The 26,848-nt window shown below is 43.5% G+C and carries 25 protein-coding genes, 3 tRNA genes and 1 pseudogene; 18 read left to right on the forward strand and 11 right to left on the reverse strand.

Translation table 11 applies throughout. The features are described from left to right. Nucleotides 1-168: 168 nt before the first annotated feature. Complete coding sequence (locus PLL47_RS00945) at nt 169-318, forward strand: hypothetical protein (RefSeq protein WP_324443789.1); 150 nt, start codon at nt 169-171, stop codon at nt 316-318. Here the strand turns inward: PLL47_RS00945 and PLL47_RS00950 are convergent. The 5 genes from PLL47_RS00950 to PLL47_RS00970 form a co-directional block, all read right to left on the reverse strand. Beyond that, nucleotides 299-478: a hypothetical protein gene (locus tag PLL47_RS00950; protein WP_324443791.1), complete on the reverse strand. Its 180-nt coding sequence runs from the start codon at nt 476-478 to the stop codon at nt 299-301. The two genes, PLL47_RS00945 and PLL47_RS00950, sit on opposite strands and share 20 nt — an antisense overlap. 253 nt (nt 479-731) lie before the next feature. Continuing rightward, nucleotides 732-2,759, reverse strand: a complete 2,028-nt coding sequence (feoB, locus tag PLL47_RS00955) for a ferrous iron transport protein B (RefSeq protein WP_502883662.1) — start codon at nt 2,757-2,759, stop codon at nt 732-734. Further along, nucleotides 2,756-3,421 carry a metal-dependent transcriptional regulator gene (locus PLL47_RS00960; RefSeq protein WP_324443793.1) on the reverse strand — a complete coding sequence of 222 codons (666 nt, stop codon included), beginning with the start codon at nt 3,419-3,421 and terminating at the stop codon, nt 2,756-2,758. Before PLL47_RS00960 ends, feoB begins: the two co-directional genes overlap by 4 nt. A 240-nt stretch (nt 3,422-3,661) precedes the next feature. Beyond that, nucleotides 3,662-4,117: an N-acetyltransferase gene (locus PLL47_RS00965; RefSeq protein ID WP_324443795.1), complete on the reverse strand. Its 456-nt coding sequence runs from the start codon at nt 4,115-4,117 to the stop codon at nt 3,662-3,664. 188 nt (nt 4,118-4,305) lie between these two features. Continuing rightward, nucleotides 4,306-4,380, reverse strand: a tRNA-Arg gene (locus PLL47_RS00970). 426 nt (nt 4,381-4,806) lie between these two features. On the opposite strand from PLL47_RS00970, the gene PLL47_RS00975 reads away from it, so the two are divergent. The 7 genes from PLL47_RS00975 to PLL47_RS01005 all read left to right on the forward strand — a co-directional run bounded on the left by PLL47_RS00975 (nt 4,807) and on the right by PLL47_RS01005 (nt 10,551). Further along, nucleotides 4,807-5,370: a biotin transporter BioY gene (locus tag PLL47_RS00975; RefSeq protein WP_324443998.1), complete on the forward strand. Its 564-nt coding sequence runs from the start codon at nt 4,807-4,809 to the stop codon at nt 5,368-5,370. A gap of 79 nt (nt 5,371-5,449) precedes the next feature. After that, entirely contained in the window at nt 5,450-6,274 is an 825-nt protein-coding gene (locus PLL47_RS00980; RefSeq protein ID WP_324443797.1) for an energy-coupling factor transporter ATPase, read from the forward strand. Then, nucleotides 6,250-7,098: an energy-coupling factor transporter ATPase gene (locus tag PLL47_RS00985; RefSeq protein WP_324443799.1), complete on the forward strand. Its 849-nt coding sequence runs from the start codon at nt 6,250-6,252 to the stop codon at nt 7,096-7,098. The genes PLL47_RS00980 and PLL47_RS00985 overlap by 25 nt, the downstream gene beginning before the upstream one ends. A 48-nt stretch (nt 7,099-7,146) precedes the next feature. Beyond that, nucleotides 7,147-7,920, forward strand: coding sequence for an energy-coupling factor transporter transmembrane component T family protein (locus PLL47_RS00990; RefSeq protein WP_324443801.1), 774 nt, complete (start codon nt 7,147-7,149; stop codon nt 7,918-7,920). Nucleotides 7,921-8,113: 193 nt separating this feature from the next. Continuing rightward, nucleotides 8,114-8,461, forward strand: coding sequence for an ArsR/SmtB family transcription factor (locus PLL47_RS00995; RefSeq protein ID WP_324443803.1), 348 nt, complete (start codon nt 8,114-8,116; stop codon nt 8,459-8,461). Continuing rightward, on the forward strand, nt 8,458-9,825 hold the full coding sequence (locus PLL47_RS01000) for an SO_0444 family Cu/Zn efflux transporter (RefSeq protein ID WP_324443805.1): 1,368 nt from the start codon (nt 8,458-8,460) through the stop codon (nt 9,823-9,825). The genes PLL47_RS00995 and PLL47_RS01000 overlap by 4 nt, the downstream gene beginning before the upstream one ends. A gap of 84 nt (nt 9,826-9,909) precedes the next feature. Further along, nucleotides 9,910-10,551, forward strand: a complete 642-nt coding sequence (locus PLL47_RS01005; RefSeq protein ID WP_324443807.1) for a PspC domain-containing protein — start codon at nt 9,910-9,912, stop codon at nt 10,549-10,551. A gap of 306 nt (nt 10,552-10,857) precedes the next feature. On the opposite strand, the gene PLL47_RS01010 is transcribed toward PLL47_RS01005, so the two are convergent. After that, a tRNA-Arg gene (locus PLL47_RS01010) sits at nt 10,858-10,932 on the reverse strand. Between the two features lie 346 nt (nt 10,933-11,278). Here PLL47_RS01010 and ilvE point away from each other — a divergent pair. The 3 genes from ilvE (at nt 11,279) to PLL47_RS01025 (ending at nt 15,865) form a co-directional block, all read left to right on the forward strand. Then, nucleotides 11,279-12,157, forward strand: a complete 879-nt coding sequence (gene ilvE / locus PLL47_RS01015) for a branched-chain-amino-acid transaminase (protein WP_324443809.1) — start codon at nt 11,279-11,281, stop codon at nt 12,155-12,157. A 329-nt stretch (nt 12,158-12,486) separates the two neighbouring features. Beyond that, nucleotides 12,487-14,415 (forward strand): molybdopterin biosynthesis protein, encoded by a 1,929-nt coding sequence (locus PLL47_RS01020; protein ID WP_324443811.1) that lies wholly within the window; start codon nt 12,487-12,489, stop codon nt 14,413-14,415. Between the two features lie 355 nt (nt 14,416-14,770). Beyond that, the gene (locus PLL47_RS01025; protein WP_324443813.1) at nt 14,771-15,865 is read left to right on the forward strand and encodes an OBG GTPase family GTP-binding protein; all 1,095 of its coding nucleotides are present in this window, start codon (nt 14,771-14,773) and stop codon (nt 15,863-15,865) included. Nucleotides 15,866-16,081: 216 nt separating this feature from the next. On the opposite strand, the gene PLL47_RS01030 is transcribed toward PLL47_RS01025, so the two are convergent. The 3 genes from PLL47_RS01030 to PLL47_RS01040 form a co-directional block, all read right to left on the reverse strand. Beyond that, nucleotides 16,082-18,187, reverse strand: coding sequence for a methyltransferase domain-containing protein (locus PLL47_RS01030; protein ID WP_324443815.1), 2,106 nt, complete (start codon nt 18,185-18,187; stop codon nt 16,082-16,084). 190 nt (nt 18,188-18,377) lie between these two features. After that, entirely contained in the window at nt 18,378-19,640 is a 1,263-nt protein-coding gene (locus PLL47_RS01035) for an anion transporter (RefSeq protein WP_324443817.1), read from the reverse strand. Nucleotides 19,641-19,924: 284 nt separating this feature from the next. Beyond that, complete coding sequence (locus PLL47_RS01040; RefSeq protein WP_324443819.1) at nt 19,925-20,209, reverse strand: non-histone chromosomal MC1 family protein; 285 nt, start codon at nt 20,207-20,209, stop codon at nt 19,925-19,927. Nucleotides 20,210-20,721: 512 nt separating this feature from the next. On the opposite strand from PLL47_RS01040, the gene PLL47_RS01045 reads away from it, so the two are divergent. The 5 genes and pseudogenes from PLL47_RS01045 to PLL47_RS01065 all read left to right on the forward strand — a co-directional run bounded on the left by PLL47_RS01045 (nt 20,722) and on the right by PLL47_RS01065 (nt 22,923). Beyond that, entirely contained in the window at nt 20,722-20,943 is a 222-nt protein-coding gene (locus PLL47_RS01045) for a type II toxin-antitoxin system HicB family antitoxin (RefSeq protein ID WP_324443821.1), read from the forward strand. Nucleotides 20,944-21,353: 410 nt separating this feature from the next. Continuing rightward, nucleotides 21,354-21,557, forward strand: coding sequence for a hypothetical protein (locus PLL47_RS01050; protein WP_324443823.1), 204 nt, complete (start codon nt 21,354-21,356; stop codon nt 21,555-21,557). A 245-nt stretch (nt 21,558-21,802) separates the two neighbouring features. Further along, a tRNA-Gln gene (locus PLL47_RS01055) sits at nt 21,803-21,875 on the forward strand. 89 nt (nt 21,876-21,964) lie between these two features. Continuing rightward, nucleotides 21,965-22,306 (forward strand): annotated as a pseudogene (locus tag PLL47_RS14930) (transposase); the annotation flags it as partial. Nucleotides 22,307-22,689: 383 nt separating this feature from the next. After that, entirely contained in the window at nt 22,690-22,923 is a 234-nt protein-coding gene (locus tag PLL47_RS01065) for a DUF378 domain-containing protein (RefSeq protein ID WP_324443825.1), read from the forward strand. Nucleotides 22,924-23,062: 139 nt separating this feature from the next. On the opposite strand, the gene PLL47_RS01070 is transcribed toward PLL47_RS01065, so the two are convergent. Both PLL47_RS01070 and PLL47_RS01075 read right to left on the reverse strand, forming a co-directional pair. After that, entirely contained in the window at nt 23,063-23,545 is a 483-nt protein-coding gene (locus PLL47_RS01070) for a peroxiredoxin (RefSeq protein ID WP_324443827.1), read from the reverse strand. Nucleotides 23,546-23,719: 174 nt separating this feature from the next. Then, a complete protein-coding gene (locus PLL47_RS01075) occupies nt 23,720-24,781 on the reverse strand; it encodes a hypothetical protein (RefSeq protein ID WP_324443829.1) in 1,062 nt (353 codons plus the stop codon). 156 nt (nt 24,782-24,937) lie between these two features. On the opposite strand from PLL47_RS01075, the gene PLL47_RS01080 reads away from it, so the two are divergent. Together PLL47_RS01080 and ftsA are read left to right on the forward strand one after the other, a co-directional pair. Next, complete coding sequence (locus tag PLL47_RS01080) at nt 24,938-25,267, forward strand: pyrimidine dimer DNA glycosylase/endonuclease V (RefSeq protein ID WP_324443832.1); 330 nt, start codon at nt 24,938-24,940, stop codon at nt 25,265-25,267. A gap of 192 nt (nt 25,268-25,459) precedes the next feature. Beyond that, entirely contained in the window at nt 25,460-26,818 is a 1,359-nt protein-coding gene (ftsA, locus tag PLL47_RS01085; RefSeq protein WP_502883664.1) for a coenzyme F390 synthetase, read from the forward strand. Nucleotides 26,819-26,848: the final 30 nt, after the last annotated feature.

Here is a 26,848-nt window from a genome sequence, read left to right on the forward strand (position 1 = left end):
GAAGAGGAAAGCCAGAATGCAGAATAAATATTTTTCGATAAAGTTTAAACAAAAAATATTAAATAGGTGTATCTGTACAGGCTCGATTTCCGGAAAACTGGATAAAGTTAGATATTGACAGCGATGCGAGACAGAGTTCTGAAAGCGGAAAACGGCTAAGAGTATTATGTGAGCAAAAAAGAAGCTTCAAATCAGATATTTTACAAAACAGAGAAAGAAAATCAAAAATTAACTCTAAAACAAAAGGAGTTAAAGGGGTGGATTTCAATGGGGGTTGGAAACATTTCAGAGGAGAATGTTACTGAATTGATGGAATAGGTTCATCGAAATTAAGAAGTACACTCTGCCTCGCCTGTACTTTAGGGGATGTGCTGCAGTCCACTTCCAGAGCAGTTTCGCTCACAATAGAACCGTGGGTTCCTGTACTTTCGAGAAAAAGTTGAACCTCTTCAACTTCGGGCTCTCGGAAATGATCCATTTCGAAAATATCCATAATAACACTATACACGTTTTTGTGCAAGTTAGGGGTAATCCTGGTCATCGGAAATAAACACGATGCATGAAGTATTAATAATTAACGTTAATAAGTGAATGAAAAAGAAAGGAATAAAAGAGGAGATTAATATATAAATATTGTGCCTGATCAATAGAAGTGTTTATTCCTTGAATAAGCCCGAAAAAGGGAAAAGAAAAAAGATGAGGAAATAAAAGGGCTATGAAAAGGTAAAAAATTATAGAAAAAGAGGACCGAAAATCCTGATTAAAATGCCTGCCACAAGAGAAAGAAATATTGTGAAGGTAACAATCATACCCGTATCTTTTGTACCAAGCTCATGCTTCAGTACTGCAATCGTTGCAACGCATGGGACATAAATGGTTGTTATAACCGCAAACTGATACATCTGAACCGGAGTCATTACAGCTGCAAAATTTGCTGTCCCTGCAAGCACTGCCAGGATCTGAAGCGCCATTTCCTTTCTGAGAATTCCAAAGACAAGAGCTGTTGCTGCAAAAGCCGGGAGCCCCAGAAGTCCTACAGATACGGGTTCCACAAAGTCCTGAAAGACAGAAAGAAGGCCGAGGGCATCTGCAATTCCAAGGGCTGCGCTCCCTGCAAGCAGCAGCGGGAAAGCAATAAATAAAAACTCACGGCTTTTCATCCAGGTCTTTCTGAGGGTGGATTTAAGTTCAGGTTTCCTGAGAGGGGTCATTTCCATAATGAAACCGCTTCTCTGGCCCGGAAGGGTTCTTCCCAGGATCCAGCCCATCGCCGCAATAATGATGATTTCAAACACATAGATAGAGACTGCAGGCCAGAAGCCAACAAAGGTTCCTACAAGCCCCAGGATGATGACTGTTCTTGCAGAGCAGGGAATAAGAGATATGAGAAGCGAAGCTATCCGCTTTTCCCTCCTTGTTCCAAGGGCATGTACAGCCATTATTGCAGGGACATTGCAGCCAAATCCCAGAACCAGAGGAATGACAGCTCTCCCGTGAAGCCCTAGCTTATGTGTCAGGTTGTCCAGAAGAAAAGCTGCTCTTGTCAGGTAGCCTGAGTCCTCGAATATGGAAAGGATAGCATAGAAAACTGCAATGTAAGGGATTGCAATTGCAAACCCGGCTTCAACGCCCCTCAGAGAATAAAGAATAAGGTTTCTTAGTACAGGAGACATGCCAAGGGTCATTGCTTCTACGGGCTGGATTATATAAGGCTCAAAAATGTCGTTCACAATCCAGGTTTCGAGGAATCCTCCTATCCTGAAGACAAGAAGAAACGTAACGAGAAGCGCCGAGATGAGAACTGCAATTCCGAAGTTCGGAGACGTGAGAACCCTATCTACCCTGTCGCGAAACCTTTTTTTTGGCTCAAAGCTTGAAACCACGCTGTCCACTATAAACCCGGCTTCTCCGTACAGGTCTCTTGCAACGGTATCCGGAACCGATATCCCATGATCGAGTTCAATGTTCTGCCTGAGACGCCGGGCAGTAGAAAGAATTGCACTGGCTTCAGGCGGCATGCAGCACAGCTCTACAAATTCGGCATCGTTTAACAGGGCTGCAGTCTGAACGCTTTGAGGTGTATTCGGAAAAGTATAATCAAGACTGGAAAGAGCCTGGCGAATCCACTGGCTGTATCTTACCCTGTGGTGCTTCTGGACTTTTCCTACCTCTCCAAGAGCTACAAGCACTACTTCATCAAGCCCTACCCCCCAGGTAGCAACAGTCGGGACTACAGGCAGGCCAAGGAGTTCAGAGAGTTTATCCGTATCAATGAGGATTCCGAGCTCTGCTGCCAGATCTACCTGATTCAGAGCAATAACCATAGGGATATCGAGTTCCAGCAGCTGAAGAGTCAAATAAAGATTTCTCTCAAGCCTGCTTGCGTCAAGGACGTTAATGATAACATCCGGCGCATTTTCAATAAGGAACCTCTTGGTTACCTTTTCATCTTCATTTGCAACCCCCAGAGAATATATTCCGGGCAGGTCAACTACCTCAATAGTCCTGTCTTTTACGTTCACATTCCCTGTTTTAAGTGAAACCGTAGTGCCCGGGTAGTTGGAAACCTCAACCCCGACCCCTGTAAGCCTGCTGAAAAAAACACTTTTTCCAACGCTGGGATTGCCTATAAAAGCAAATGTCAAATCGTAAGTGGAATTATTTTTATCTCTATCGCTAGAATTACAGCATGAGCTGGAAATTTCAATCACATCTCCGTTAACTTCGCTCCACGCAAGTCTGGAGGATTCATTTTTCACTGGCTTTTGTCTTTAGGAGTGATGAAAATTTTCTTTGCTATGTCTCTTCCAAGAGCAATTTCAGACCCTACAGCCATGACTGATATACAGCCCTGTTTTTGCTTGCGCCTGACTTCAATATCCTCTCCGGTTATGATGCCAAGAGAGGTTAAACGCTCTTTTGTTTCTCTTGGGAGGGTTACCCTGACAATCGTGCCTGAGCTCCCCTCTTTCATCTCATCGAGGGGGATGAAACCCTCTTCTCGCTTCAAATTATTTTTATCAACATTTATCGGGTGCCCGTCAGGGCAGTATTCCGGGTTCCCCATAAAATCATAAAGCCTTTCCAGCACCGAGTCTGATACCGCGTGCTCAAGTTCACAGGCTTCCCTGTGAGCTTCCCTCCTGTCAAAATCAAGGACTTCAGCCAGGAAAGTTTCAAGAACCTGGTGTTTCCTTTTGATCCGGACAGCTTCTTCAGCCCCTTTGTCAGTCAATTCAACCCCCTGATAGGGTTTATACTCAACAAACCCCATCGAATGCAACTTTTTTATCATTTCCGTCACACTGGGTGAAGATACATTAAGTTCTTCTGCAATTTGTTTGGTCTTTGCAGGACTCTGGTTTTTTTTAACGAGGTAAAGAATAGTTTCGAGATACTCTTCAAGCCGATCTGTATGCATTAACACCATCCCACAATCGCACCAGCAAATGCCCGATATTATTCAGGCGGGATAATTAGGACAACCTAAAAAGCATGATCACTGGATAAATAGTTTATGTTTTTTGCCTGTAGAGATAAACTCTGGACGAAAACATAGAAAAGATCCAGATTTATCACCTGAATTCACGAGGGAGAAGATAAAAACAAAGAGATTCAGCAGGCTTGAAGCCAGAAAATCTCTAGATGCTCCTGGAATCTTTCAGTCTTTAATGGATTTAAGAACTGCAATCTCATTACAATCCGGAAATTTGGGACACCTGATGCATCCAGACCAGATTTTCCTGGGAAGACTGTTTTTATCCACTATATTGAAGCCAAGGGTCTCAAAAAACTCAGGCACGTAGGTAAGAGCAAAGACTTCTTTCATACCGAGGCTTTTCGCATCCTCAAGACAGGCTGAGACAAGCTTTGTACCCACACCTTTTCTTGCACAATCGGGTCTGACTGCAAGAGCAAGGATTTCTGCGAGATCTTCCCAGACCACATGCAAAGCACAGCATCCCACAACCTCACCGTCGATCTCACATATGTAATAGTCCCTTATATTCTCGTACATCTCACTCAGGGAACGAGCAAGCATAAGCTCGTCCTTAGAGTAGGTGTTGATGATCTGTTTCATTTGAACAACGTCATTTATCCTGGCTTTTCTGATCAATTCCTGTTTCCTCTGACACGGCAATTAGTTTTTTTAATATAAGTTATGCTACACCATAAACATTTACTGTACTGAAGATAGGAGATAATTGTATTTCTGAATAAGAAATTTATCCATAACTAACAGGACATGCCTGCAAAAACGAGAAGAAACAATTAAAACAGACATATAAAAAAGATTGAATTTAGCGGGCGCGAAGGGATTTGAACCCCCGATTTACAGCTTAGGAGGCTGCCGCCATATCCGGGCTAGGCCACGCGCCCATAATGAATGCCCTGAACACAGAATGAAACAGTAGAGTAAAACTGCATCTCAGGTGAAGTATCCATAATACCGGCATAAGATATATATTTAATTATCGCTCGGGAGCAGAGAAAGTCTCCACTGCCGCAATGAGAAGAACCGCGGGAAAAATATAAATCTAATGTAAACCATGTAACTCAACCAGGTTAACAATATGTTTTGGATTACAGAGAGTTGTTTCTCCCAAAAAGGTTAACGAAAAATGGAGTTAACAATACACTTCATTCATTACTCCGAATGTGTCCAGAATTACTGCTCAGTTCAATTCATATATCTTAAAAAATATTTACCCGATGCTTTGCAGGCATGAATTAAACAAATATAATAACAGGGAAAAGCTGACAGAAAGCCGGGTAAAGAAATAAATCAACATGAAAGGAAAAAACATGCATATAAAACATGACAATTCTTACTCTGTCCATAGTTCCGAACTCAGAAAAATGGTCTTTGCATCTCTTTTTGCGGCACTGACTGCCGCAGGAGCTTACATACAGGTGCCAATACCCCTTTCGCCAGTTCCTGTCACACTGCAGGTTTTCTTTGTCCTTCTTGCAGGGAGCATGTTAAAGAGTAAATGGGGAAGCCTCAGCATGATTGTATATACTCTCCTGGGTGTTGCAGGGCTTCCGGTCTTTTCAGGAGGCAGTTCTGGGTTAGGAGTACTCTTCGGACCCACAGGAGGATATATTTTTGGATTTATCGCAGCTGCCTTCCTCATAGGCAAGCTCGCTGAAAGAGCAGAACGTGCTGAGAAATCTGGAATTGCGGTCAATGCCCTTAATATGAGCGCAGGAATTCTGGTCATATATACCCTGGGAGTTACTCAGTTAATGCTTGTAGCCGAAATAGGACCTGGAGCAGCCCTTACCCTGGGAGTTATCCCCTTCATTCCGGGAGAAATAATAAAAACCGCAGTTGCAGCTTATATTGCTTCAAACTATAAGCTCTGAAACCTGCGACTTAATATATCGCAAAAAATGAGTCACAGGTTTTCATTAATTAATAAATAAGAAGTAGATCCGATTCCGCATGATAAGGCTCGAAAACGTAAGTTACAATTACCCTGATGGAACCCCTGCACTCAGAAATGTATATCTGGCAATAAAAAAAGGGGAGTACCTGGGGATAATAGGCAGAAACGGAAGTGGGAAATCCACTCTTTCTCTCCACCTTAACGGGCTCCTGAGACCCAGGAAAGGAAAGGTCATGGTAAAGGGCATGGATACCGGAGATTATTCAAAACTCCGGGAGATCAGGAAAATCGTTGGCATTGTATTCCAGAATCCTGAGACTCAGTTTATTGGCAGAACCGTAGAGGAAGACCTTGCTTTCGGGCCTGAAAACCTTTGCCTTCCTCCCGCAGAAATACGGAAACGTGTGGAGAGAGCCCTTGCTGAAACAAAACTTGAAAAATACAGGTACCATTCTCCAAAGAACCTGAGCGGCGGGCAGGGACAGTATGTGGCTCTTGCAGGAGTCCTTACCATGGAGCCTGAATGTCTTGTTTTTGATGAAGTAACCTCCATGCTTGATCCTGCTTCCGGAGAAGAGGTCCTTAAGCGCGTAAAAAAGCTGCATGAAAAAGGAAAAACCATAGTATATACCACGCATAATCTTGAAGAACTTCATTCCGCAGACCGAATTATCGTAATGGACAGGGGAAGAATAGTTCTTGAAGGAGAACCCGAAAAAGTACTCTCAGACCCCTATCTTCGTGATCTCGGGCTTACCCCACCTTCCCTTATAGAACTTGCCGAGAACCTGAAACCCCATGGAATAGAAATCCCCTGGGAAAAAACTTCTTCCCCTTCCAGCTTTGCGGAGGAAATATGCCGATTATTCTTGAAAACGTGAGTGTTTTCTATTCCAGGAATACTCCTCTTGAGATTGCAGCCTTAAAAAATGTTAACCTGCGCATAGAAAAAGGGGAATTTGTGGGGATTCTGGGAGAAAAAGGTGCAGGAAAATCCACCCTCATAAAGCTGTTTAACGGCATTTTGCGCCCGGATTCAGGAAAAATAACTGTTAATGGGCTTGACCCGTCCTCAAAGAAGGTTAAAAGCAGGGTAGGAATGGTATTTCAGCAGCCTGCAGACCAGCTCTTTTGCAGGACCGTATATGAGGAAATAGCATTCGGACCGCTGAATTTTGGATATTCAAAGAAAGAAACTGAGGAAAGGGTCTTCGAAGCCCTTGAAGCCGTTTCTCTTGACCGCACAATGCTGTCCAGAGACCCTCTCAGCCTGAGCGGAGGAGAGATGCAGAGAGTTGCCCTTGCAAGCGCCCTTGCCCTCAGGCCGGACTACCTCGTGCTGGACGAACCTATAACAGGGCTTGACCCTTCCGGAAAAAAAGAAATTCTGGATACTCTTAAAAAAATAAAGGAAAAGGGAACAACAGTTATAACCGTGACTCATAACCTCAAAGGGTTTTTCCCGCTGCTCGAAAAGATAGTACTCATTAAGGAAGGCAGGATAAGTTTTCAGGGAAGCAGAAAAGAATATATGGAAACTGAAAATGTTCCTCTTCCCCCGGTAGCTTCAATGATGAGAGAACTCAGGTCCAGAGGAGTTCCGGTAAATCCCGGGGTATTTACTGTTGAGGAAGCCCTTGAAGAGATATTGAGGGTAAAATCAATGATGGAAAAAGAAAAGGCTGAAAAACATCCTGAAAAATAACCGAAAAATAACCTGAAAGATATAACAACAGGAGAGTGAGGAAGGAGCATGCAAGAGCCTGTTTTCAGTTACGTGCCCGGGAAGTCCTTTCTGCATAAGCTTGACCCAAGGACAAAACTTGCATCTGTGATGCTGCTGGGAATTCTGACTTTCAGGACTGAAAGTTTCTTCGGGATAGGGGTGCTCTTCACTTTTTTTATTGCCCTTACTTCATTCTCCGGGCTGCCAGCAAAGGTGTTTTTTCGGGCAGTAAGACCCATGGTTCTGTTCATTATATTCATTTTCCTTGCTCAGTTATTCTTCACCGAAGGGCAGGCTCTGGCTTCTTTCTGGATACTGCACCCTACCCTTGAAGGACTTCTAAACGGAATCAGGCTTTCTGCACGGTTTGTACTTCTCCTGCTTTTCGCCGCCCTTATGACAGCCAGCACTGACCCTTCCGCAATCACCTGTGGAATAGAGAGAATGCTGCGCCCTCTGCCCCTCCGCTGGATAGGTGTTAACTCCTATGAGCTTGCAACAATGATGAACCTCTCAATAGCCTTTCTTCCCCTTCTCTTTGACAGGGTTGAGAGGACAAAAGCTGCCCAGGCTTCAAGGGGCATGTATTTCGGGAAGAATCCTTTCCATTCGGTTCCTGCGCTTGCAATTCCCCTGATAAGAGGCATGGTCAGGGATGCTGAAGAGCTTTCCCTCGCAATGGAGAGCAGAGGATACCAGGGAACTCGCAGAACCTCGATGCATGAGCTTTTTATGCAGAAAAGAGACTGGCTATCCCTTTTATTTCTGGGATTATTTGCAGCCCTTATGCTGAGATTCTAAAATATATCTGAAAAGGTCCTCAATTTGCCTGAAAAGGCATTTTTAAACCTTATTTCTTCAAAGATGCCAGAATAATCGTTTTTTAAAGTATTCTTTTACTCTTTTTCTTCTATTTTATACATCTCATATTACAATCCCGGATCTGAGAAGTTCTTAGAAAGAGATTAATATATGAACAGCTGTTCATATATTCATGCAAGAAAAGTGCGATCGTGTTAACCCTGAGAAGATCGAAGCCCTGCTGCATAAAGTCCCTGATTCCGGGCATATTACCCGGATGTCTGCAGTCTTTCAGGCGCTTCAATCGGATACCCGCCTGAAAATCCTTTTTTTACTCAGGCAGAAAGAGATGTGCGTCTGTGAACTTGAAAAGGCACTTGAAGTCACGCAGTCCGCAGTCTCTCACGGGCTCAGGACCCTCAGGCAGCTTGACCTTGTAAGGGTCAGACGGGAAGGAAAATTTACAGTTTACTATATCGCAGATGAACATGTACGCACACTCATTGAAATGTGCCTTGAACATGTGGAGGAAAAAGCGTGAGTACTGAAATTCTCAGCTCTATCCCTGACCTTGTTTCGGGCGTCCTCCTCTCTTCATGGGAAGTTTTTGTAGAAGCTGCCCCTTACCTGCTTTTCGGATTTGCAGTTGCCGGCATCCTCAACGTTCTTGTACCTGACCAGAAAATTGTGGAATATCTTGGCACGTCAGCAGGAAAAATCCGTTCTGTAATAAATGCCTCTCTGGCAGGGCTTCCCCTTCCCCTTTGCTCATGCGGAGTTGTCCCCGCCGCTATGTCTATAAGAAAAAGAGGGGCAACCCGGGGTGCAACCCTGTCCTTCATGATTTCAACTCCCGAGACCGGAGTGGATTCTATTGCAATTACCTATGCGCTCCTTGACCCCCTGATGACTATTTTTCGTCCGCTTGCAACCATTGCAACCGCAATTCTTGCAGGGCTTGCGGATAACCTGCTGATAGGGGAAGAGACAGAAAAAAGAGGACGCCAAAAGCAGGAGAAAACCGGAAAGAAAGCGGAAATCCTTGCAGTTTCAACCATTATGGGGGCATCAGTAGCCGGAAATAAATGCAGTTCTCCTTCATGCAACTGCAGTACAGATGGAATAACAGTACCAGGAAAAGAGGAATGTCCTGCCCTGAATACGTTGCCCTCAAAAACCAGAACTCTGGAGTTAAGGTCTGAACCTGCAGGAGAGACCCGGCCTCTCAAACTTTCGCCTGCAATGTATGTGCCTGAAAATAAAACCTCTTCATGCGGCTGCGGGCACTGCGGCGAGGAAAAAAACAAACCATTCCCTGAAAAAAGGGTTAAAAAGTCCGTAAAAGAAAAGTTTCTGGAAGGCATGAAATATACCTTCATAGAACTTCCGGGAGAGATTTCAAAATGGATGCTGATAGGGATTTTGCTTGCAGGGATAATTTCCTATGCTGTTCCCGAAACCCTTATCCAGGAGTACCTTGGAGGAGGGCTCAGGTCAATGCTGGTCATGCTCTTAGTAGGAATTCCGCTTTACATCTGCGCTACTGCTTCTACCCCCCTTGCCTCAAGCCTTGTGGCCAAAGGAATGAGTCCGGGGACAGCTTTTGTTTTCCTTCTTGCAGGTCCAGCAACCAATGCGGCAACCATAACAATGGTCGCCAGGTTTCTTGGAAAGCGTTCCGCAGCTCTTTACGTGGGGGTAATTTCCCTGTGCGCACTTGGGGCAGGAATTCTTCTCGACTGGATTTACTTTAAGCTGGGAATAAGCGCGACTGCAACTCTTGGAAGCGCAGAAGAACTGCTTCCCGAAAGCATTAAAGCAGGTTTTGCGATCCTCCTGCTTCCTCTGATGCTGTACGGAATTGTCCGCGGAGATCAGAAGTGCGGCTGCACTGAATGCCACTGAAGAGAGGTGAGAATGTACAAAAATAATGAGAAAGTACAGAAGAGTATCCAGAGAAAATAAATCTGCAGAAAGGGAATAATCAATATGCAGGAAAGTCCAGACATCCACGAAAAAAAGGAAACAGAGAAAAGCGTTTCTGAAGCTCTCATGGAACATGAAACTGCCTCCAGAGGAGACTCAGGAGCAGAATCTGAGGGAGAAACTGAAGAAAAAAACAGAGAGGTAACGGGAGAGAAACCAGAAGAAGAGACCGGAGAAAAGGAAGGAGAAGAAAAAAAGACTACCTACACCATGGAGAGGCGCCTGACGAAGAGCAGGACCAACCGCATGATCTTTGGGGTCTGCGGTGGGCTGGGAGAATATTTAGAGATAGACCCTACTCTAGTAAGGCTTGCCTTTGTGTTTCTTACCCTGGCAAATGGAATCGGACTGATCATTTACATTGTTCTGGCCATAATTATGCCCTCAGAAGAGGATATCTCGATGCCGCCGAATGCCCGGGGCAGAAGTCCGCAGAGCACATGGGAAAGCCCGGAGATGACAGGAGAAAGTTTAAAGAAATCTGACCGCAACCGGCTTCTTGGTGCAATTTTACTCATTGTGGGCGTCTACCTCCTGCTCGACACGTTGAGCATATTCAGGAATTTCTGGTGGCTCGATGAACTATTCCTGCCAGTAATCCTTATCCTTGGAGGAGCCTGGCTGCTGCTTAAGCACCGGAAGTGAGATTTTTCGGAGGCATTTTCCGGGAATTTCTCCCCGCCCCCTCCATAAGTCGTTTTTGCAGATTCTCAATGCTGTAATATTTATAAAATTCGTTTTCCCGATTTTTCTTTATATAAAATTAATTTCTCCGGGCGGTTTTCTACTCGGACCCCCTCCCAGAGGAACGAACGTTATACACTGGGTACTTCAAATACGACTTCAAATGAGGTGTCAAAAAAGATTCTGAGAGAAATCGAGCATCAAAGCGAAAAAACAGGAAAACAATTGAAGGAAGAATCAGAAAAAACAATCAGAAAGGAAATTAAGCGGGCTCGAAGGGATTTGAACCCCCGACGTCTGGGTTAGAAGCCCAGCGCTATATCCTGGCTAAGCCACGAGCCCTGGTTGTTAATTCTACTGCGGAATACGAAATGCGCCTTCTAAGATAAAAGCCTTTTGTATGAACATGTAAATTGGGGTCATATTAAATCTTAAAATATTTATGTGGAAGCGGAATTGTAATATATATTCAGGATATACCCACTTCACTTGGAGCGTTTCTTTAAGACTTCCAGTATGGCGACTCTCTCAAAGCTCTGAGTTCTTTTAAGACCTTTGCACAGAGCTTACATACTGCTAAGAATGAAAAATTAATTGGGCTTTGGCCTGTAGATGAAAGATTGCACTGGATCGAAAGTTCCAGTTTTAGCCTCTATGGGCAATAAAAACCGAAAAGGATGATTTGCAAATGAGTGATTTACTGATTTATTTGGACGGGAAATTTGTCCCGAAGTCCGAAGCCAAAGTTTCGGTCTATGATCACGGCTTCCTCTATGGAGACGGTGTGTTCGAAGGCATAAGGGCATATAATGGGCGTGTTTTCAAGTTAAAGGAGCACGTTGACAGGCTTTATGACTCAGCAAAAGCAATTGCAATGGACATCCCCGTTACAAGAGAGGAGATGACCGAGATAATCCTTGAGACCCTCAGGAAAAATAACCTCAAAGATGCTTACATCCGCCCTATCGTCTCAAGAGGAGTAGGAGACCTCGGGCTTGACCCCCGCAAATGTGAAAAACCAAGCGTTGTTGTTATCGCCCAGGGCTGGGGAGCTATGTACGGCAATCTTTACGAGATCGGGCTCACAGGAGTCAGTGTCTGTGTCCGCAGAAATGCACCTGATGCCCTGTCCCCCAACATCAAGTCCCTGAACTACCTGAATAACATCCTGGCAAAGATCGAAGCCAATGAGAAAGGAGGAGATGAAGCTATCTTCCTTGACCAGAACGGCTTTGTGTGCGAAGGTTCTGGAGACAATATCTTTATCGTCAAAAATGATAAGGTCTTTACACCCCACACGATCAGCAACCTGAAAGGAATCACAAGGGCTACAGCCATCGAACTCCTTGAAGAGATGGGATACAAGGTTATCGAAGCAAACCTCGGCCTCTTTGACCTCTACACCGCAGACGAAATCTTTGTTACCGGAACTGCAGCCGAGTCTGCCCCTGTTACCAGACTCGATGGAAGAATCATAGGTACAGGCAAACCCGGACCCCTGACAATGAAAATGGTCGAAGCCTTTGACAAAATAACTAAGAGCACGGGAACCCCCATTTATAAATAAAAAACTGGCTCAATAAAAGAGCCTGACCCGGAAGATAAAAACAAAAAATGCGGGACTTTCCCGCCAGAAACCTTTTTTCCAATCAGAATCTTTTCTGGTCAGCTCTTTTAACTGATACTCTTTTTAGTTGAGACTTTTTTAATTAAGGCAGATATTTTCGAAATTCTGAGCCAGCCTTTTAAATAGAAACCGCATATTTTTCCAGCGGATTTCAGTACATTCAGGCTATGAGAATATTTACGGGTATAAGAACGGATTGATATATACCGGGAAACGCTATTAAAGGAAAAAATAATCTGGAAACCGATAAGACTAAGGGTTTGATGCTGATGAAACGTAAAGAATTTCGGGAACTTATATCTGTAGAAGCTGCGCGAAAAATACTGAACAGCCTTGAGGTTTTTCCGGTAAAGGAAAATATTGACCTTGAAAACTCCTATGGAAAAACCCTTTCAGAAGATATAATCACCGAAATTAATGTCCCTCCCTTCTCAAGAGCAACTATGGACGGTTATGCTGTCAGGGCAGAAGATACCTATACCGGCAGTGAAAACGAGCCTGTAAAGCTTAAACTCCTTGGAAATATTCCGGCGGGGTCGGATGCAAAATTCAAGGTTTCGGCAGGGGAAGCCGTGGAAATTGCGACAGGAGCCCCAATTCCCGAAGGGGCTGATGCTGTGGTAATGGTCGAGTATACGTCTGAAGAAAACGGAACAGTATCCGTATTCATACCTGTAAGCATGGGGGAAAACATCATGAAAGCAGGCTCCGATATTCAGAAGGGGGAAAGGGTACTGCGCAGGGGGAGGAAGATTGGTACAAGAGAAATCGGAGTTCTGGCTTCAATAGGCAAAAAAGAAGTTCCTGTACTCAGGCTACCGGTAGGGATTATTTCTACCGGAGATGAGCTTGTCATTCCTGGAGAAAATCTGATTCAAGGGAAGGTGTATGATGCAAACTCCTATACATTGTATGCAGGAATTAAGGAATGCGGAGCTCTCCCTATCCATTACGGGATTGTGAAGGATGATGAGAGTGTTATGAGAAAAGCACTCGAAACTGCAGTTTCTGAGTGCGCCCTGATCCTGACTTCAGGGAGTACATCCTCCGGAGCAGGAGATGTGATGTACAGGTTAATAGACGAAATGGGAAAGACCCTTGCCCACGGGGTCAATATAAAACCCGGAAAACCTGTAGTTATCGGCATCATAAAAGGCGTCCCGATTATAGGGCTTCCGGGTAATCCCACGTCTGCTTTGATGATCTTCAATGAATTTGTGGCTCCTCTGCTCAGGAAATCTCTTGGAGCAGAGGCAGGAGCCAGAAAAAAGGAAAAAGGAATTATGGGTACATACCTGCGTTCAGAGGGCAGACAGCAGCTTCTTCCAGTAGGAATGATAAGGGGAAGAATTTACCCTGCAGACAGGGGTTCTGGCGCCATAACCTCCCTTTCCCTGGCAGATGGTTTTATAGAAATCCCGTCGAAAACAGAGTTTATAGAAGAAGGGACGCCGGTGGAAGTGACGCTTTTCGGAGAGGTTGAAAAACCGGACCTTTTGATTGCAGGCGGATTCTGTCCCGGGCTTGACGTTCTGGAAGACCTTAGCGGGCTTCGGTTCAGGACACTTTACACAGGTTCAAGCGGAGGTTTCAGTGCAATTGCTGCAAAGACGGCTGACATTGCAGGCGTGAATATGCCCTCAAAAACAAAAGGGCAGGCAGGGACTCTGTACAATATCCCGACAATTGAGAGTATGGGGCTTTCAGGTGCCGTACTTGTAAAGGGGTACAGGAGGGAAGCAGGGCTGCTCGTCAGGCAGGAAAGCCTGATTACAGGACTTGAAGAGCTGCCGGGTAAGCGTTTAATAAACAGGAACAGGGGTTCAGGGACAAGGGCGCTCCTTGAGATGAAAATAGAGGAACTGACAGCAGAGAAGGGAATAAATAAAAAAGAGTTTATAGGCTCGATAGCGGGATACTCTTCCGGAGCGAAATCCGAAGTTGCAGTCTGCGAAGCCGTTCTTTCAGGGAAAGCTGATGCAGGAGTGGGGTTAAAGAGCTGTGCGGAAAAGAATAGAGGCCTGAAATTCATAAAAATTGCCGAAGAAGAATATGACTTCCTGATTAGAAAAGAAGTTCTCGACACCCCTGAAGTCAATAAGTTCCTTCAAACACTTGGCTCTGCAGAATTTGCCTCAAAGCTTCCTGCAGGACTTCATGTATATGAGAGAACAGGAGAGATTATTTATATTGGATAAAGGCGCCTGTTGCCTATAATCCTCGATAACTACCAGTCAATAAGGTTTAAATATTATTATACTTATTCAGTGATATTAATATAGAATTTACTTTAGAATTCCTGGATCAATTAATGAAAATCATTCATAGCAGCAAATTATTAATGAATAATTTTATCAATGAAACCATTCAGGGCAATAAAAGTATTCCATAGGTATATATATTTCATCCAACTATTCAGGATAAAATATCCATATAAAGGATCTGTTTTGGATCAAAAAAGGTTTGTAGAGACCGTTTGGATGCGGTTTCTTTTTCACGAAATACAAAACCACTAAAGATCATTTCTTCAGTCCCGAAATCGGCAGGTTCCAGATGAGCAGTATACAGGAGCAAATACAGGAAGTAGAAGAAGAAATCCGAAAGACCCAGTACAATAAGGCAACTTCTCACCACATAGGCAGGCTGAAAGCCAAGATCGCCCGCATGAGGGATGAAATTGAGAAGAAAGCTTCTTCAAAGGGTGGAGGAGAAGGTTACTCGGTCAAGAAATCGGGAGACGGTACCGTAACTCTAGTTGGCTTCCCGTCCGTAGGGAAATCCACGCTTCTGAACAAAGTCACGGGTGCGAAATCAGAAGTAGGAGCATACGAGTTTACCACGCTTACAGTTGTACCCGGGGTACTTGAACACAAAGGTGCAACAATACAGTTCCTTGATGTGCCCGGACTTGTAAAAGGCGCATCTTCAGGGCGCGGGCGCGGGAAGGAAGTTATATCGGTCATCCGTAACTCCGATATGGTCATCTTTTTGCTTGACGTTTTCCAGCCAAAACATTATGAAGTGCTTATGGATGAACTTTACCAGGCAGGGATCCGCGTGGATGAAGTACCTCCTGACGTCAGCATTAAAAGGAAAGACAGGGGTGGAATTGAGATCAACTCAACCATCGACCTCGACCTGGATGACGATACCATCAAAGCCGTGCTGGACGAATACAAAATCCACAATGCCCATGTCCTTATAAGGGAAAACATCACTGTAGACCAGCTTATCGATGTAGTTCTGGGCAACCGGAGTTATGTACGCTCTTTGATAGCAGTCAACAAAGTGGACCTTGCTTATCCTCAGCTGATAGAAGAATGCCGGAAAATGTATCCAGACGCGATTTTTATCTCAGCTCATGAAGGCATTAACATAGAAACTCTCAAAGATGCCATTTATGACCGCCTGGGCTTTATCCGGGTCTACCTGAAACCTCAGGGACAGCCCGCAGACATGGAAGAACCTCTTATAGTCATGAGCGGAACAAATGTGGGTCAGATTTGCGACCGCCTGCACCGTGATTTCCGCAGGAAGTTCCGCTATGCCCAGATCTGGGGCTCGTCTGCAAAACACCCTGGGCAGAGGGTGGGACTCGAACATGTTATGGAAGATGAAGATATCCTTACGATAATCATCCAGAAGTAAAATTACTGAAAAATAAAAGAAAAAGGAAAGCGAAAGGAAAAAAATCAGTCTTTCGCATCCATTATTTTATTCAAGTTTTTTCTGAATACAAGTAAATGCCTGACCATTTACGGATCAGACTTTATTTAGATTTAACAATTTTCCAAACCCATTCATTAATCCAGCTTATTTTCAAATCAAACCTTTTTCTTAACCGATCATTTTGAATATATACTCTCAGAGAGCCTGTATTGTTTCAGAGTTTCTGGAGAAAACGTTTCTCTTCCGTTCATTCTCGGATTCCATGGAGCTTTTAGCCTCAACTTCCTCCTCGAATTCCGCAGCACATTCAGCCGGACTTTTCCTTGTGGATTGTTCAGGGACTTTTCTTTGATGTACAACTTTCCCGCCTATTCCGATACTATACCTTCTCTTTGCAGCTCCAATAATTGCTGCAAGCATACCGGAATAAGAGATGTTTGAATAAGCTGCCATCTTGGCAAGGTGCCCGTCCCAGCACCATCCCGGATTAGGGTTTACTTCAAGCAATCTCGGCCTGCCTTCGGCGTCAAGTCTCCAGTCAAAGCGAGCATAGTCGCGGCATCCCAGCCTTGTAAAGAGAGAAAGGCAGCTTCTCACAACTTCTTTCTCTGTCTTTTCAGGGAGCCCCGCAGGTACGGATTTAATCTTCCAGTATGGAGAATCAGGGAGCCATTTAGCCTCATACCCGCAGATTCTGGGAAGTTCCTCGGGAACTTCAGAGTAATCTTCTTCTGTGATAGGAAGCACAGTACAGGCAGGTGGGTTTCCGATTATGCCGACGCTGATATCTTTACCAGGGAGGAATTCCTCCAGCAGGAATGGCTTATCAGATCCTATTTTTCCCCACGTTTCTTTCATAATCGCTAACAATTCTTCCTTGCTATGAACTATGCTTTTCTGTGTGATCCCGAAACTTGAATCCCCTGAATTGGGTTTTAAGATCAAAGGGAAAGAGAGAGTAAGCTTCGAAATATCGAAATCTTCTGTAATGAGAATTCCCTTTGCTACAGGAATCCCCATTTCACGAGCTACTCCCCTCACAAGAGATTTATCATAGCAATAGGCAAGGCACTGGGGACCTGCCCCTGTGTAAGGGATGTTAAGCTGTTCGAGCATTGCAGGAATATGTAACTCTTTTGTAGGATCGTTGTAAAAACCTTCATCACAGAGATTGAGTACAAGATCGATTTTTCCTGCCTTCTTTTTAAGGTCATCGAAGAGTGTTTCGTGCCTGTCAAGGAAAGTGAATTTCATATAAGGAATTTCGGCAAGAGCCTTCTTCATCCTGTTAACAGTCTCGAAATCATCATCGTCAAATACACAGGCAGGTTTGACCTGATCTTCTTTTCTCGGATCTCCAAGAACAACTGCAACGTTAAGTGGTTTTTTACCCTCAGCGTTAGGATAAGATGTAGACAGCCAGGCTTTCTCAACCGTAGCTGAAAGCAGGATCCTCTGTTCCATCATTCCTGCATCCTGAGTACCACTTGATACAGGACTGAAAGTTGTGTGGAAAGTAGGGCTGCTAAAGCCTGATGCTGTAAGCAGGTCAAAAAGACTTTCTCTGTTGTACAGCCTTTCAGCGTAAAACTGGTCTGCAATTATTCCTCTGTCAATACGGCATATGACCTCCCTGCAGATCAGACGTTCACTATCGGATGAAAGGGCTCTTTCCCTGCATACAAAATATTTCCTGTCCAGCCATTCCCATGATCTTGGCTGGAAATTCTTTTTTAGATAATCCCCATCTGAGGCGTCAATATAGACCCTCCCCCCCGGTTTCAGTACTCTAAAAACTTCTTCAAGCACTTTTCGGTCCTGAAGAGTAGAATCAAAGTATCCGAAACTGTTTCCGAGAATGGTAACTACAGAGAAAGTGTCAGATGGATAAGGCAGTTTTCTTGCATCCCCTTCCCTGAACCTGACCTGCAGGTTTTCCTTCTGAGCTCTTGTTCTTGCTTTTCGGATGAGGTACTGGGATCTGTCATAGCCTTCAACATTTGAAAATCCTCTCCTTGCTAATTCCAGGACATGTCTGCCCTGTCCGCAGCAAAGGTCAAGAACAGAATCTTCAGGATCAAGTCCAAGTATAGAGATAATGAGATCTGTCTCCTTCTTTGTAACTTCCATATCATCCAGAAGATCGGCATCAGTCTTGAGATAGAGAGAATTAAAAAGAGTCTGCCACCAGTCGGACCTGACATGAGTTTCAAGGTCCTCAACAGGTCCGAAGGTTTTCGTCTGTACGGTACCTTTAGCGCGTTTGCGCCTGGTATTTGAATCGGTAGTATTCTGGGTCATGATTTGATATCTTCCCGAAAAAAATGTATGTGCTCTCAGTATATCAAGTTTATCAGAGGGTTAGGATGTATTTATATACTTGAGGGCTGATCAGAAAAATCTGCAAAAGGATCAATAAGGATTAAAACGGCATTTCAAGTAAAAATGGATCTCCTAACCTGGATTAGGGAAAAATCCTTGCTTTTAAGTTTTAGAGGAATATAAAGTAAATTATAGCATCTAAAAACGAAATTAAAAAGCCTATTCGAGCGAATTCTATAAAAGAGAATGTTTCGCCTTCTTTTTCAGCATTTTGGAGGATAATAACGTTGCTTGCAGCTCCAAGAATCAAAAGATTCCCCGCAATTGTACTACCCGCAGCAAGAGCCATCAACTGAGCCTTAGAAACTCCACTTCCCATCGCAGGCAGGTAGAGCGCAACAAAGGGAACATTAGAAATAAGCTGACTGAGTCCTATGCTGAGAGCCAGGATAGTAGAAACCGAGCCTAACTGCGGAGACATCCTGCCGATGAGTTCCTGGCAGGTCCCGGAAAGCCAGACACTTTCCATCAGCACGAACATAGAAACAAAGAATACCAGAGTTGTCCAGTCAATGTTCTTTACAACTTCAGTTCTCCTTTTACTCAGCAATATGGGAGAAGCCGAGAGCAGGGCGATCCAGCTCAAACTGAAATCCCATGCAGGCAAAAACTCCACAAGAAGGATCTTGCACGTGATAAGGGTCAGCAGAAGAAAAAGAGCCTTCTTTGAGATTTCTGCAAGTTCCGGATCAGAAATAACCTCTTCAGAGTGGATCAGGGCAGGCTTTCCGAATTCCCGATTGAAAAAGAGCCTGAGAACGGCATAAGCAAGTACAAGATTTATAATAGTTGGCAGAGCCAGGGAGCTTAAAAATGCCACAAATGGGGAGTCAAGGTTTCCATCAATTGCGATCAGGAGGTTCTGAGGGTTCCCTATAGGGCTCATGACGCTGCCTGTGGTTATTCCAAAAGCCAGGGCAAAAAGCATGAGTTTGGGAGATACCCCGTATTTTCGGGAAAAGCGCAGAACCAGCGGAGTGCCCATAATAGCAAGTGTGTCATTCATAAGGACTGCTGAGAGAAGCCCTGTAGAAAAAATTACAAGCAAAACAAGCTGGTCCGTATTTTTTGCCCTTGAAACTATCCGGCTTCCAAGACAGGCAAGATACCCACTCCTGTTAAGTGCTTCACCGACGCAAAAAGCCCCGAAAAGAAAAAGGAGCACGTCCATGTTTATTGCCTTGAGAGCTTCCTCAGGGGAAATTTCCCCAAGCAGCAGCACAGACAGAGCTCCAAGGGTCATAACCTGCCAGATCTGCAGCCTCAAAGACCCTACCTGCCTGAGAGCAGTAAGTAAGAGGACACAAAAGAGGACAATTACCGAGAGGTCAGGCGAAGATATAAAAGAGGATACCAGAGACTCTGCTGCCATAAATCCCGCAAGCCTGCTAAAATAAATTTCGAGCGTCTATTAATATAAACTTTGAGAGTGATATATTTACAAGTATAAAACTCCTGCGCCTGAAAGACAGCTGCAGGAAGGAAGAGAACACCTATATTTCAATCTGCCCGGAAGCGGATGTTATATGCAGAGGAGAAAGTATTGAAGAAGCAATTACAATCCTGAAAAAAAGGTTGAAATGTTCCTGAGAGAAGAACTGCCTCAGGGATTTCGAAAAAAGAAAAGAATCCTGATTTACAGGGTTGAACTATATTTTACTCGATTGTTTCTATTTTCTCTTTCTTGACAAAGGGTTTACTGATTTTATCTGGCATCCATTCAGGCTTGTTTTTTGGGGCTGCGACAAGTTGCTTCCATGCCTTAAAGACATGAACTTTCTTTGTCCCGCGTTCTCTGAGCCGGATAATATCTGGTTTGGATTTGGTTCCTTTTCCGCGGTTTGCAGCTTTTAAAGCAGCCTGCCGGGGCTGTTTACCAGTGAATACTCCGTGCTCGTTGCCATCTGCATCTCTCAGAACAAAATTTCGTGTGTCAGACATAAGGGTCTCTCTCAAAGTATATTATTAGAGAGTGATTAAGTTAAAAGTATATATAATTTTCTTATAATGTTGTCAATAGTCATTGCTTTCTTTTATACATGTTCCCTGAAGATCCTGAGAGATTAAAACCCTCAGAATATGAAAAATTTGATTATACGATAGTCCTGAAGTTAACATGCATTTTTGAAGCAAAATGAGCATTTAACTCATACATTTGTAAGAATTCAGGACGTTTTATCTATCAAAAATTATATTGACCATTCTGGTTCTATAAAACGGCGTGTTCAACGGGATTTCACAGCCTGTCTTATCATATTTAACCAGATAAGAAATTCCAAAACATTCCGGGCTAAACCAGCGAGAATAAAAAGATTGAAATTTTAAATAAGAACAGGATCAAAGTTCTTATCTATATCTGGAAGCCGGTGAAATATAAACCTGCAATGAAAAAATAACTTCTATGAAATAGTTACTGCGAAATATTTAACATGAGCGTTGAAGTATTACAAGCCATGACAGAGATGTTTACGTTTACTGCTGTGGTAAAAAAGGAAGGGGACTGGTATGTATCTTCATGCCTGGAGCTGGACATATCGAGCCAGGGAGAAACAATTGAAGATGCAGTCTCTAACCTGAAGAAAGAAGTTGAACTCTATATAGAAAGAGGAGGGCTCGCCCTTCCGATCAAGCGCCCATTTTTGACTACATTTAAAGTATTAGGAAAAGGGTCGTGAGAGAAAAAAACCTCCGTGAAGAAAATATTGTAAGAAAAAGCCCGGAGACACTGCATTACCGCGTCCCCCAACGCAGCCTCTTCAAATTTTATGCCCCCCCAAGCATGGTGATTTGACGAGGATATCAGCTGTCTCCAGGCGGTTTTTGGTGGTAGATTATGTTGGTTTACCCCATCTCGCTTCCCAATTGCAATATATAGTAATAATGTAAATTATTTTAAATTAATTATGCAAAAAATTGCTCTATAGCAAATTATATTATTAAACTGAAAGTTTCAAAGCAAATATAAATTATACCAATATTATAATTTTCAACAAAAAAATATAATCAAGTCCCTGCAAAATCAAACAATAAGAAAGGGAGAAACAGAAGGGGAGAACCTCGAAAATTAGTATAAAATATCCACAATATGGATAAAAACAGCAATGCTGATAATAAATTAATTACAGAAAACAGAAAGAGCTATAGAAAAGCGCCTGATGCAAGAAGAAGCCCGGAGTCATCCTTATCCTTTACTGCGTCCCCCAACACAGCCGCACTGAAAAATGTTCCCATCAAACATATTTCAGAGCAGGAACAGGGAACTCCGGGCAATTCTTTCACAATCCGCTAACACTTCGCTATTCGGTCATACCTATCTCTGCCAACTCCATCAGATACTAAGAATGTAAAATACTTTAAATTAATTATACAAAAAATTTTTTTGATACGAAAAATATTATCATTTGAAAAGTTTCAAAGCCATTATAAAACTGGATATAAAAATTAATATCTCACCTGAAAATCTCGCAAAAAAATTCCGGGATGGCACAAAAATTAAGTACATGAATTAAACTATAAGTAAAAGCTTTCATGCGCAGTCCTGTAGGGTAGTGGTCAATCCTTCGGGCCTTTGGAGCCCGGGACAGCGGTTCGAATCCGCTCAGGACTATAATAACTATTTTAAGCTCTACTTTATAATGTCGAGGGTCAATTTGTATTTAATTGATATTAAATACACATAATTAGATATCTACTTTTATGGGTAAAAGAGGTCCAAAACAACAGTTTAATGACGTTGCCTGTCCTAACAAAGACTGCAAGCTCTACGGTCTTACTGGTCAGGGCAATGTTATTGGAAATGGTACTTACATCAGCCGTGGCGAAAAAACAAGAAGATATCTTTGCCGTGAATGCGGTAAAGCATTTTGCGACCACACAGACACTTTTTTTCATGATCTCCGCAAAGATGAGAAAACAATCGAATCAGCTCTGAAAATGTCTATGAAAGGGATGAGCATTCAAGCCATTGCCGATGTTTTAGAGGTACAACCTGCCAGTGTAAAGCGCTGGTTATCCCGTGCAACTGAACAATGCGCTAAAGAATGAGGCTCTTTACAGAGGGACTGAAATTTTATAAAGAAGCTCTTTTAAAACAATTTGGAATTATGAAGGAGTCCCCCAATACTGGCAAAAGAGAAAACTATTTGGAGAAGGAATTGAACAAAGCGAAATAGGGATTGAGTGCAAAAATACGCCAGCAAGAGAAGCAGGGATTACAGAGTCAAAATGGACTTTAAAGGAACTACTGAAGTTTAGGTGATTCAAGACATCAATCGGATAAAGAGGGGCATCATTTTCTCAGGGGCTCTAATTTTTATGTTAGTCACATATAAATACAGGTACATACAATTTTAATATTGGATATTTTATATTTTTTCTCGTTATAAATCCTAAACAAATTGAGCAAAAAGGGAGTGATATCTATGGCAGTAAGAAATCCAGTAGATTTGATCGCTCTTATACTTGTTATAGTGGGCGGATTAAACTGGGGTCTCGTAGGACTCGTTGATTTTAACCTTGTAACTGCTATATTTGGCGAAGGAAGTGTTCTATCGAGAATTATCTACATACTTGTCGGGATTGCAGCGCTTTATATGATCTATTTCACTGTAAGAGCTGAAACATATCAAACCCACGAGGCCGCAGTACATCACTAAGCAAAAAAAGAGTGAAAAGCTCCTTTCCGGTTTAATACTGTGAAAGGGGCCTTAACCAGCGGTAATTTTTTCAGAAGCTGGATATAAAATTAATTTGAGGTTATTTTTTTAGGGATTTACTTTTATAACTTATTCCTTTTCAATTCTCTTTTAGAGTTTTCAATTCCAAAAGCACCTTTTCAGCGTGTCCTGCAGCTTTAACGTTACTCCACACTTTCGTAATTTTGCCCTCCGGATTGATAAGGAAAGTTGTTCGGACAGCGCTTATAACATCCTTCCCCCTGAAGTGTTTGGGGTGCATGACATCATACTTTTCGTGAATTTCCGCTTTCTCGTCAGAAAGAAGTTTTATTTTAAGCTCTTTCTTTTCTATGAACTTTTTATGAGATTCTTCGCTATCCCTGCTGACTCCCAGAATTACTGCATTTTCGGCTTCGAAATCTTTTCTCAGGCAGCTGAAGTTCTTGGCTTCCAGGCTGCAGCCCGGAGTGTTGTCCCTTGGATAAAAGAACAGGACTACCCATTTCCCTCTAAGGTCTTCAAGGCATGTTTGATTTCCTTCCTGGTCCGGAAGGCAAAAGTCTGGTGCAACCTGCCCTGATTCAAGTGATGTTTTTGCCATATTTTTTCCTCCTGGTAAGCCCGTACCGCATTATACACGGCTTTTAAGTGAATATTTTAAAGTTATATCACTTAATTCTATCATAATAATTATATTTTTTAAGTAGTCCCCCGGGTTAATTCTGTCTCTGTTTGTTCATATCTCGTGTTTTATTTCTCCTTTTCCTCTCTGAACTCATCCTTTCCTTTTCCAGGGCAGAAATGCCGCTTCAAACGCAAAAATCAGCCCTATTAACAGGCCTGCCCAGAGCAAAAGTCCTGCAAGCCCCAGGATTAAGAAATAAAGCCTTTTTCGTGTTGAACTTTTGCCATATCCTTCATCCTTAAGGCTCAAAATAAGGGCTATAACTCCAAGCCCTATACCGGCAAGAGCCAGAAAGACGGTAATGATAACTTCGGGAGAATTCGCGCTTCTGCTCATTGAATAAAACATCTGGAATATCAAAGACAGTCCTGTACCCAGGAAAAAAATGCCTGCAAAAGTCCCTGCCCAGCGTGCAGGATTGAATCCGATTGCTGCTTCCTTTTTAAGTAAAATTCCGAGAATCCCGGCTGCGAGAGTTATTCCAAGCGGAAGGAATATGAAAGACAGACTCTGCCCTTCCCAGCGGTAGGTCCTTATCTGGTTCAGGGGGATTGAAAGCCATTCTATAAGGGAAAATTTTTCTCTGTACCCGATAACTACTCCATAATTGCCTTCTCCCTCAACAGAACTTACACCTGCATAGTATGTGCCGCTTTCAGGAGCCTGGATATCTACTCTGGCAAGGGAATAGAAGGCGCCTGGAGTAAATCCTTCGTATCTGGCACTCTCAGTCCTTTTTCCTGGAAATATTTTTGCTCCATAGCCTTCAGGTACTTCTGCGATTTCAGGAACTTCTCCTTCGTCAGAAAGCCCGGGTCCCATAAGAATCAGGTCTGGAGTAAAGAATTCAGCTTCTATCATGATCACGTCAGGATCGTAAATCCGGTCCTCTTTTCCTGCAGGGACGATCAGTCCCAGTACAATTCTCTCTCCTTCCTCTACATCAAAACTGTAATACTGAATATCTTCTCCTGAAAGCTGCCCGTAAATAACTCTGGATTTTGCAGGATCTTCAATACGAGTCGCTGTTTCAGTAGTTTTGCCTCCTCTCTCAAAAACCGGAACATGAGCAAACGCAGGAGTAATTAAGAAGTACATCACTGTCGATAAAGTAAGAAATGCGAAGAAATATCTTGATTTCAGCATTTTCATAGACTATATCTTAACGTGCTGCCGGTAAATAGGTATCAGAATCTGGAATCAGAAACAAAGCCTAGAACTTAAGTTTAGGCTTAAAACTCGTTTAGGGTTTAAATGAGTAAATTCCCTGCCGAAAGCCCTATGTGAGATGCCTTTAAAGTTCATCTTATGCGAATCTGGGATATTCCTCCTGAGAAAATGTGCAGGCAGCACCTTCTCGGAGAACACCGTGAATTACATGCTTTATGGTCCATAATAACCAATAACAAAAAGGCCTATGCCCACCACCCTGAGACCCTGCGCTGGAAGGGAAAGCTAAAAGCTCTTTATCTGCGGCATGAAGCCCTTGTCAGAGAAATGACTGAAAGGGGATATAAACACCATACTCCGCTTGCCCCTGATCTTGCGACAGGAAAGGACGTGCAGGACGAGTATGTGAATACCTGTGAGGAACAGGTCCAGATCCTGAAAGAAAGAGGATGTGAGTGCAGGGTTTGACTTTAGATAATTCAGATAACAGAGGTTTATCCGAGAGATCCGGCATCGATTTGTTTTTTCTTAGAGGTAAAACTGTTTGAAGCCAAAATCTTTTTTACTTTTTCTCACCCAAAACGTCTCATAACCTGAAGGCTAATTAATATTTATAAATAACAGGTTTTTATTAGTTAAACTTCAACCGGGGTGTTTGTACTGGACAGCTCAAAAACTTACTTTAATCCGGAAATCGAGACCATGGACAGGGGAGAACTCGATGCCCTCATCGAGGAGAGAGTGCGGTATACGGTGAAATACGCTGCTGAAAACTCTCCTTTTTACAGGAAATGGTTTGAAAAACATGGAGTAAATCCGGGAGATATAAAAGCTCACGAAGATCTCCTCGAACTTCCGATCGTCTCAGGAAAAACAATCCGGGAAAACCAGCCGCCTGAAACAAAGGAATTCATGTTCAGAAGTGTGGGCTGGGAAGATGTTTTTACTATTCATGAGACCAGCGGCACGAGCGGGACCCCAAAGAGTTTTTTCCTAACCTGGGAGGATTGGGAGCGTTACGCGGAAAAATACGCCCGGATTTTCAGGTCTCAGGGCTTCGGGCAGGGAGACAGAGTAGTTGTCTGCGCTTCTTACGGCATGAATGTGGGCGCAAATACCATGACCCTTGCTGCCAGGCAGCTGGGCATGAGCATTATCCCTGAGGGCAAATGCACTTTCCCCCTGCGCGTTATTGAAACCTACAGGCCTACAGGCATAGTCGGCAGCGTATTCAAGCTCCTGAACCTCGCCCGCAGGATGCAGGCTGAGGGCATTGACCCCAGGACATCGGGAGTAAACAAACTTGTTGTGGGAGGAGAATCTTTTGCTGAAGAGTCGAGAAACTATCTCTCTGATGTATGGGGCTGCCCTGTGTACAATACCTACGGGAGCACGGAAGGGACCATGTGCGGAGAGTGCAGTGAAATCTCAGGGCTGCACGTTCCGGAAGATTTTGTTCATCTCGACGTTTATGATCCTCATTTAAAAGAATTCGTTCCTGAAGGGGAATGCGGCAGAGTTGTCCTGAGCACTCTTCTACCTGTCGGAGCAAAAGCAGGAAACCTCCTTTTAAATTACGATACCGAAGATACAACTGTTGTTCTTACACGCAAAAAATGCGCCTGCGGAAGGACCCATATGAAAATCCTCACTCCGCAGAGAGAAGCCGAAACAGTCTGGGTCGAAGGAACACCTTTTAACCGCGTGGATGTGGAAAGAGGGGTCTTCCAGGATGGAAATATGGACTACCTTACCGGAGAATATGAGGCTTCTCTCTACGGCACGGAAGATGAGGGAGAAACCGTACTCAGGGTCAGCATGGAATGCAAAAACCCTGATATCTGTGACAGGAGACTTATACAGGAAAACTTTGTCCGCTCTTTCCTTAAATATAAGCCTCCCCTTTCCAGGGCTTATGAAGACGGCAGTTTCAAGATTCTTTTCAATTTCACGGGTCCAGGAGACCTTGAGCTGTACAAAATTAAAGGAAGGCCTAAAAGGCTTGTAGACAGAAGGTAATTCTTGAGTGTGTGCCTCAAGTTTTATTTT

Origin of the sequence: Methanosarcina sp. (assembly GCF_035390745.1) — an archaeon.
In the GTDB taxonomy this organism is placed as follows: Archaea; Halobacteriota; Methanosarcinia; order Methanosarcinales; family Methanosarcinaceae; genus Methanosarcina.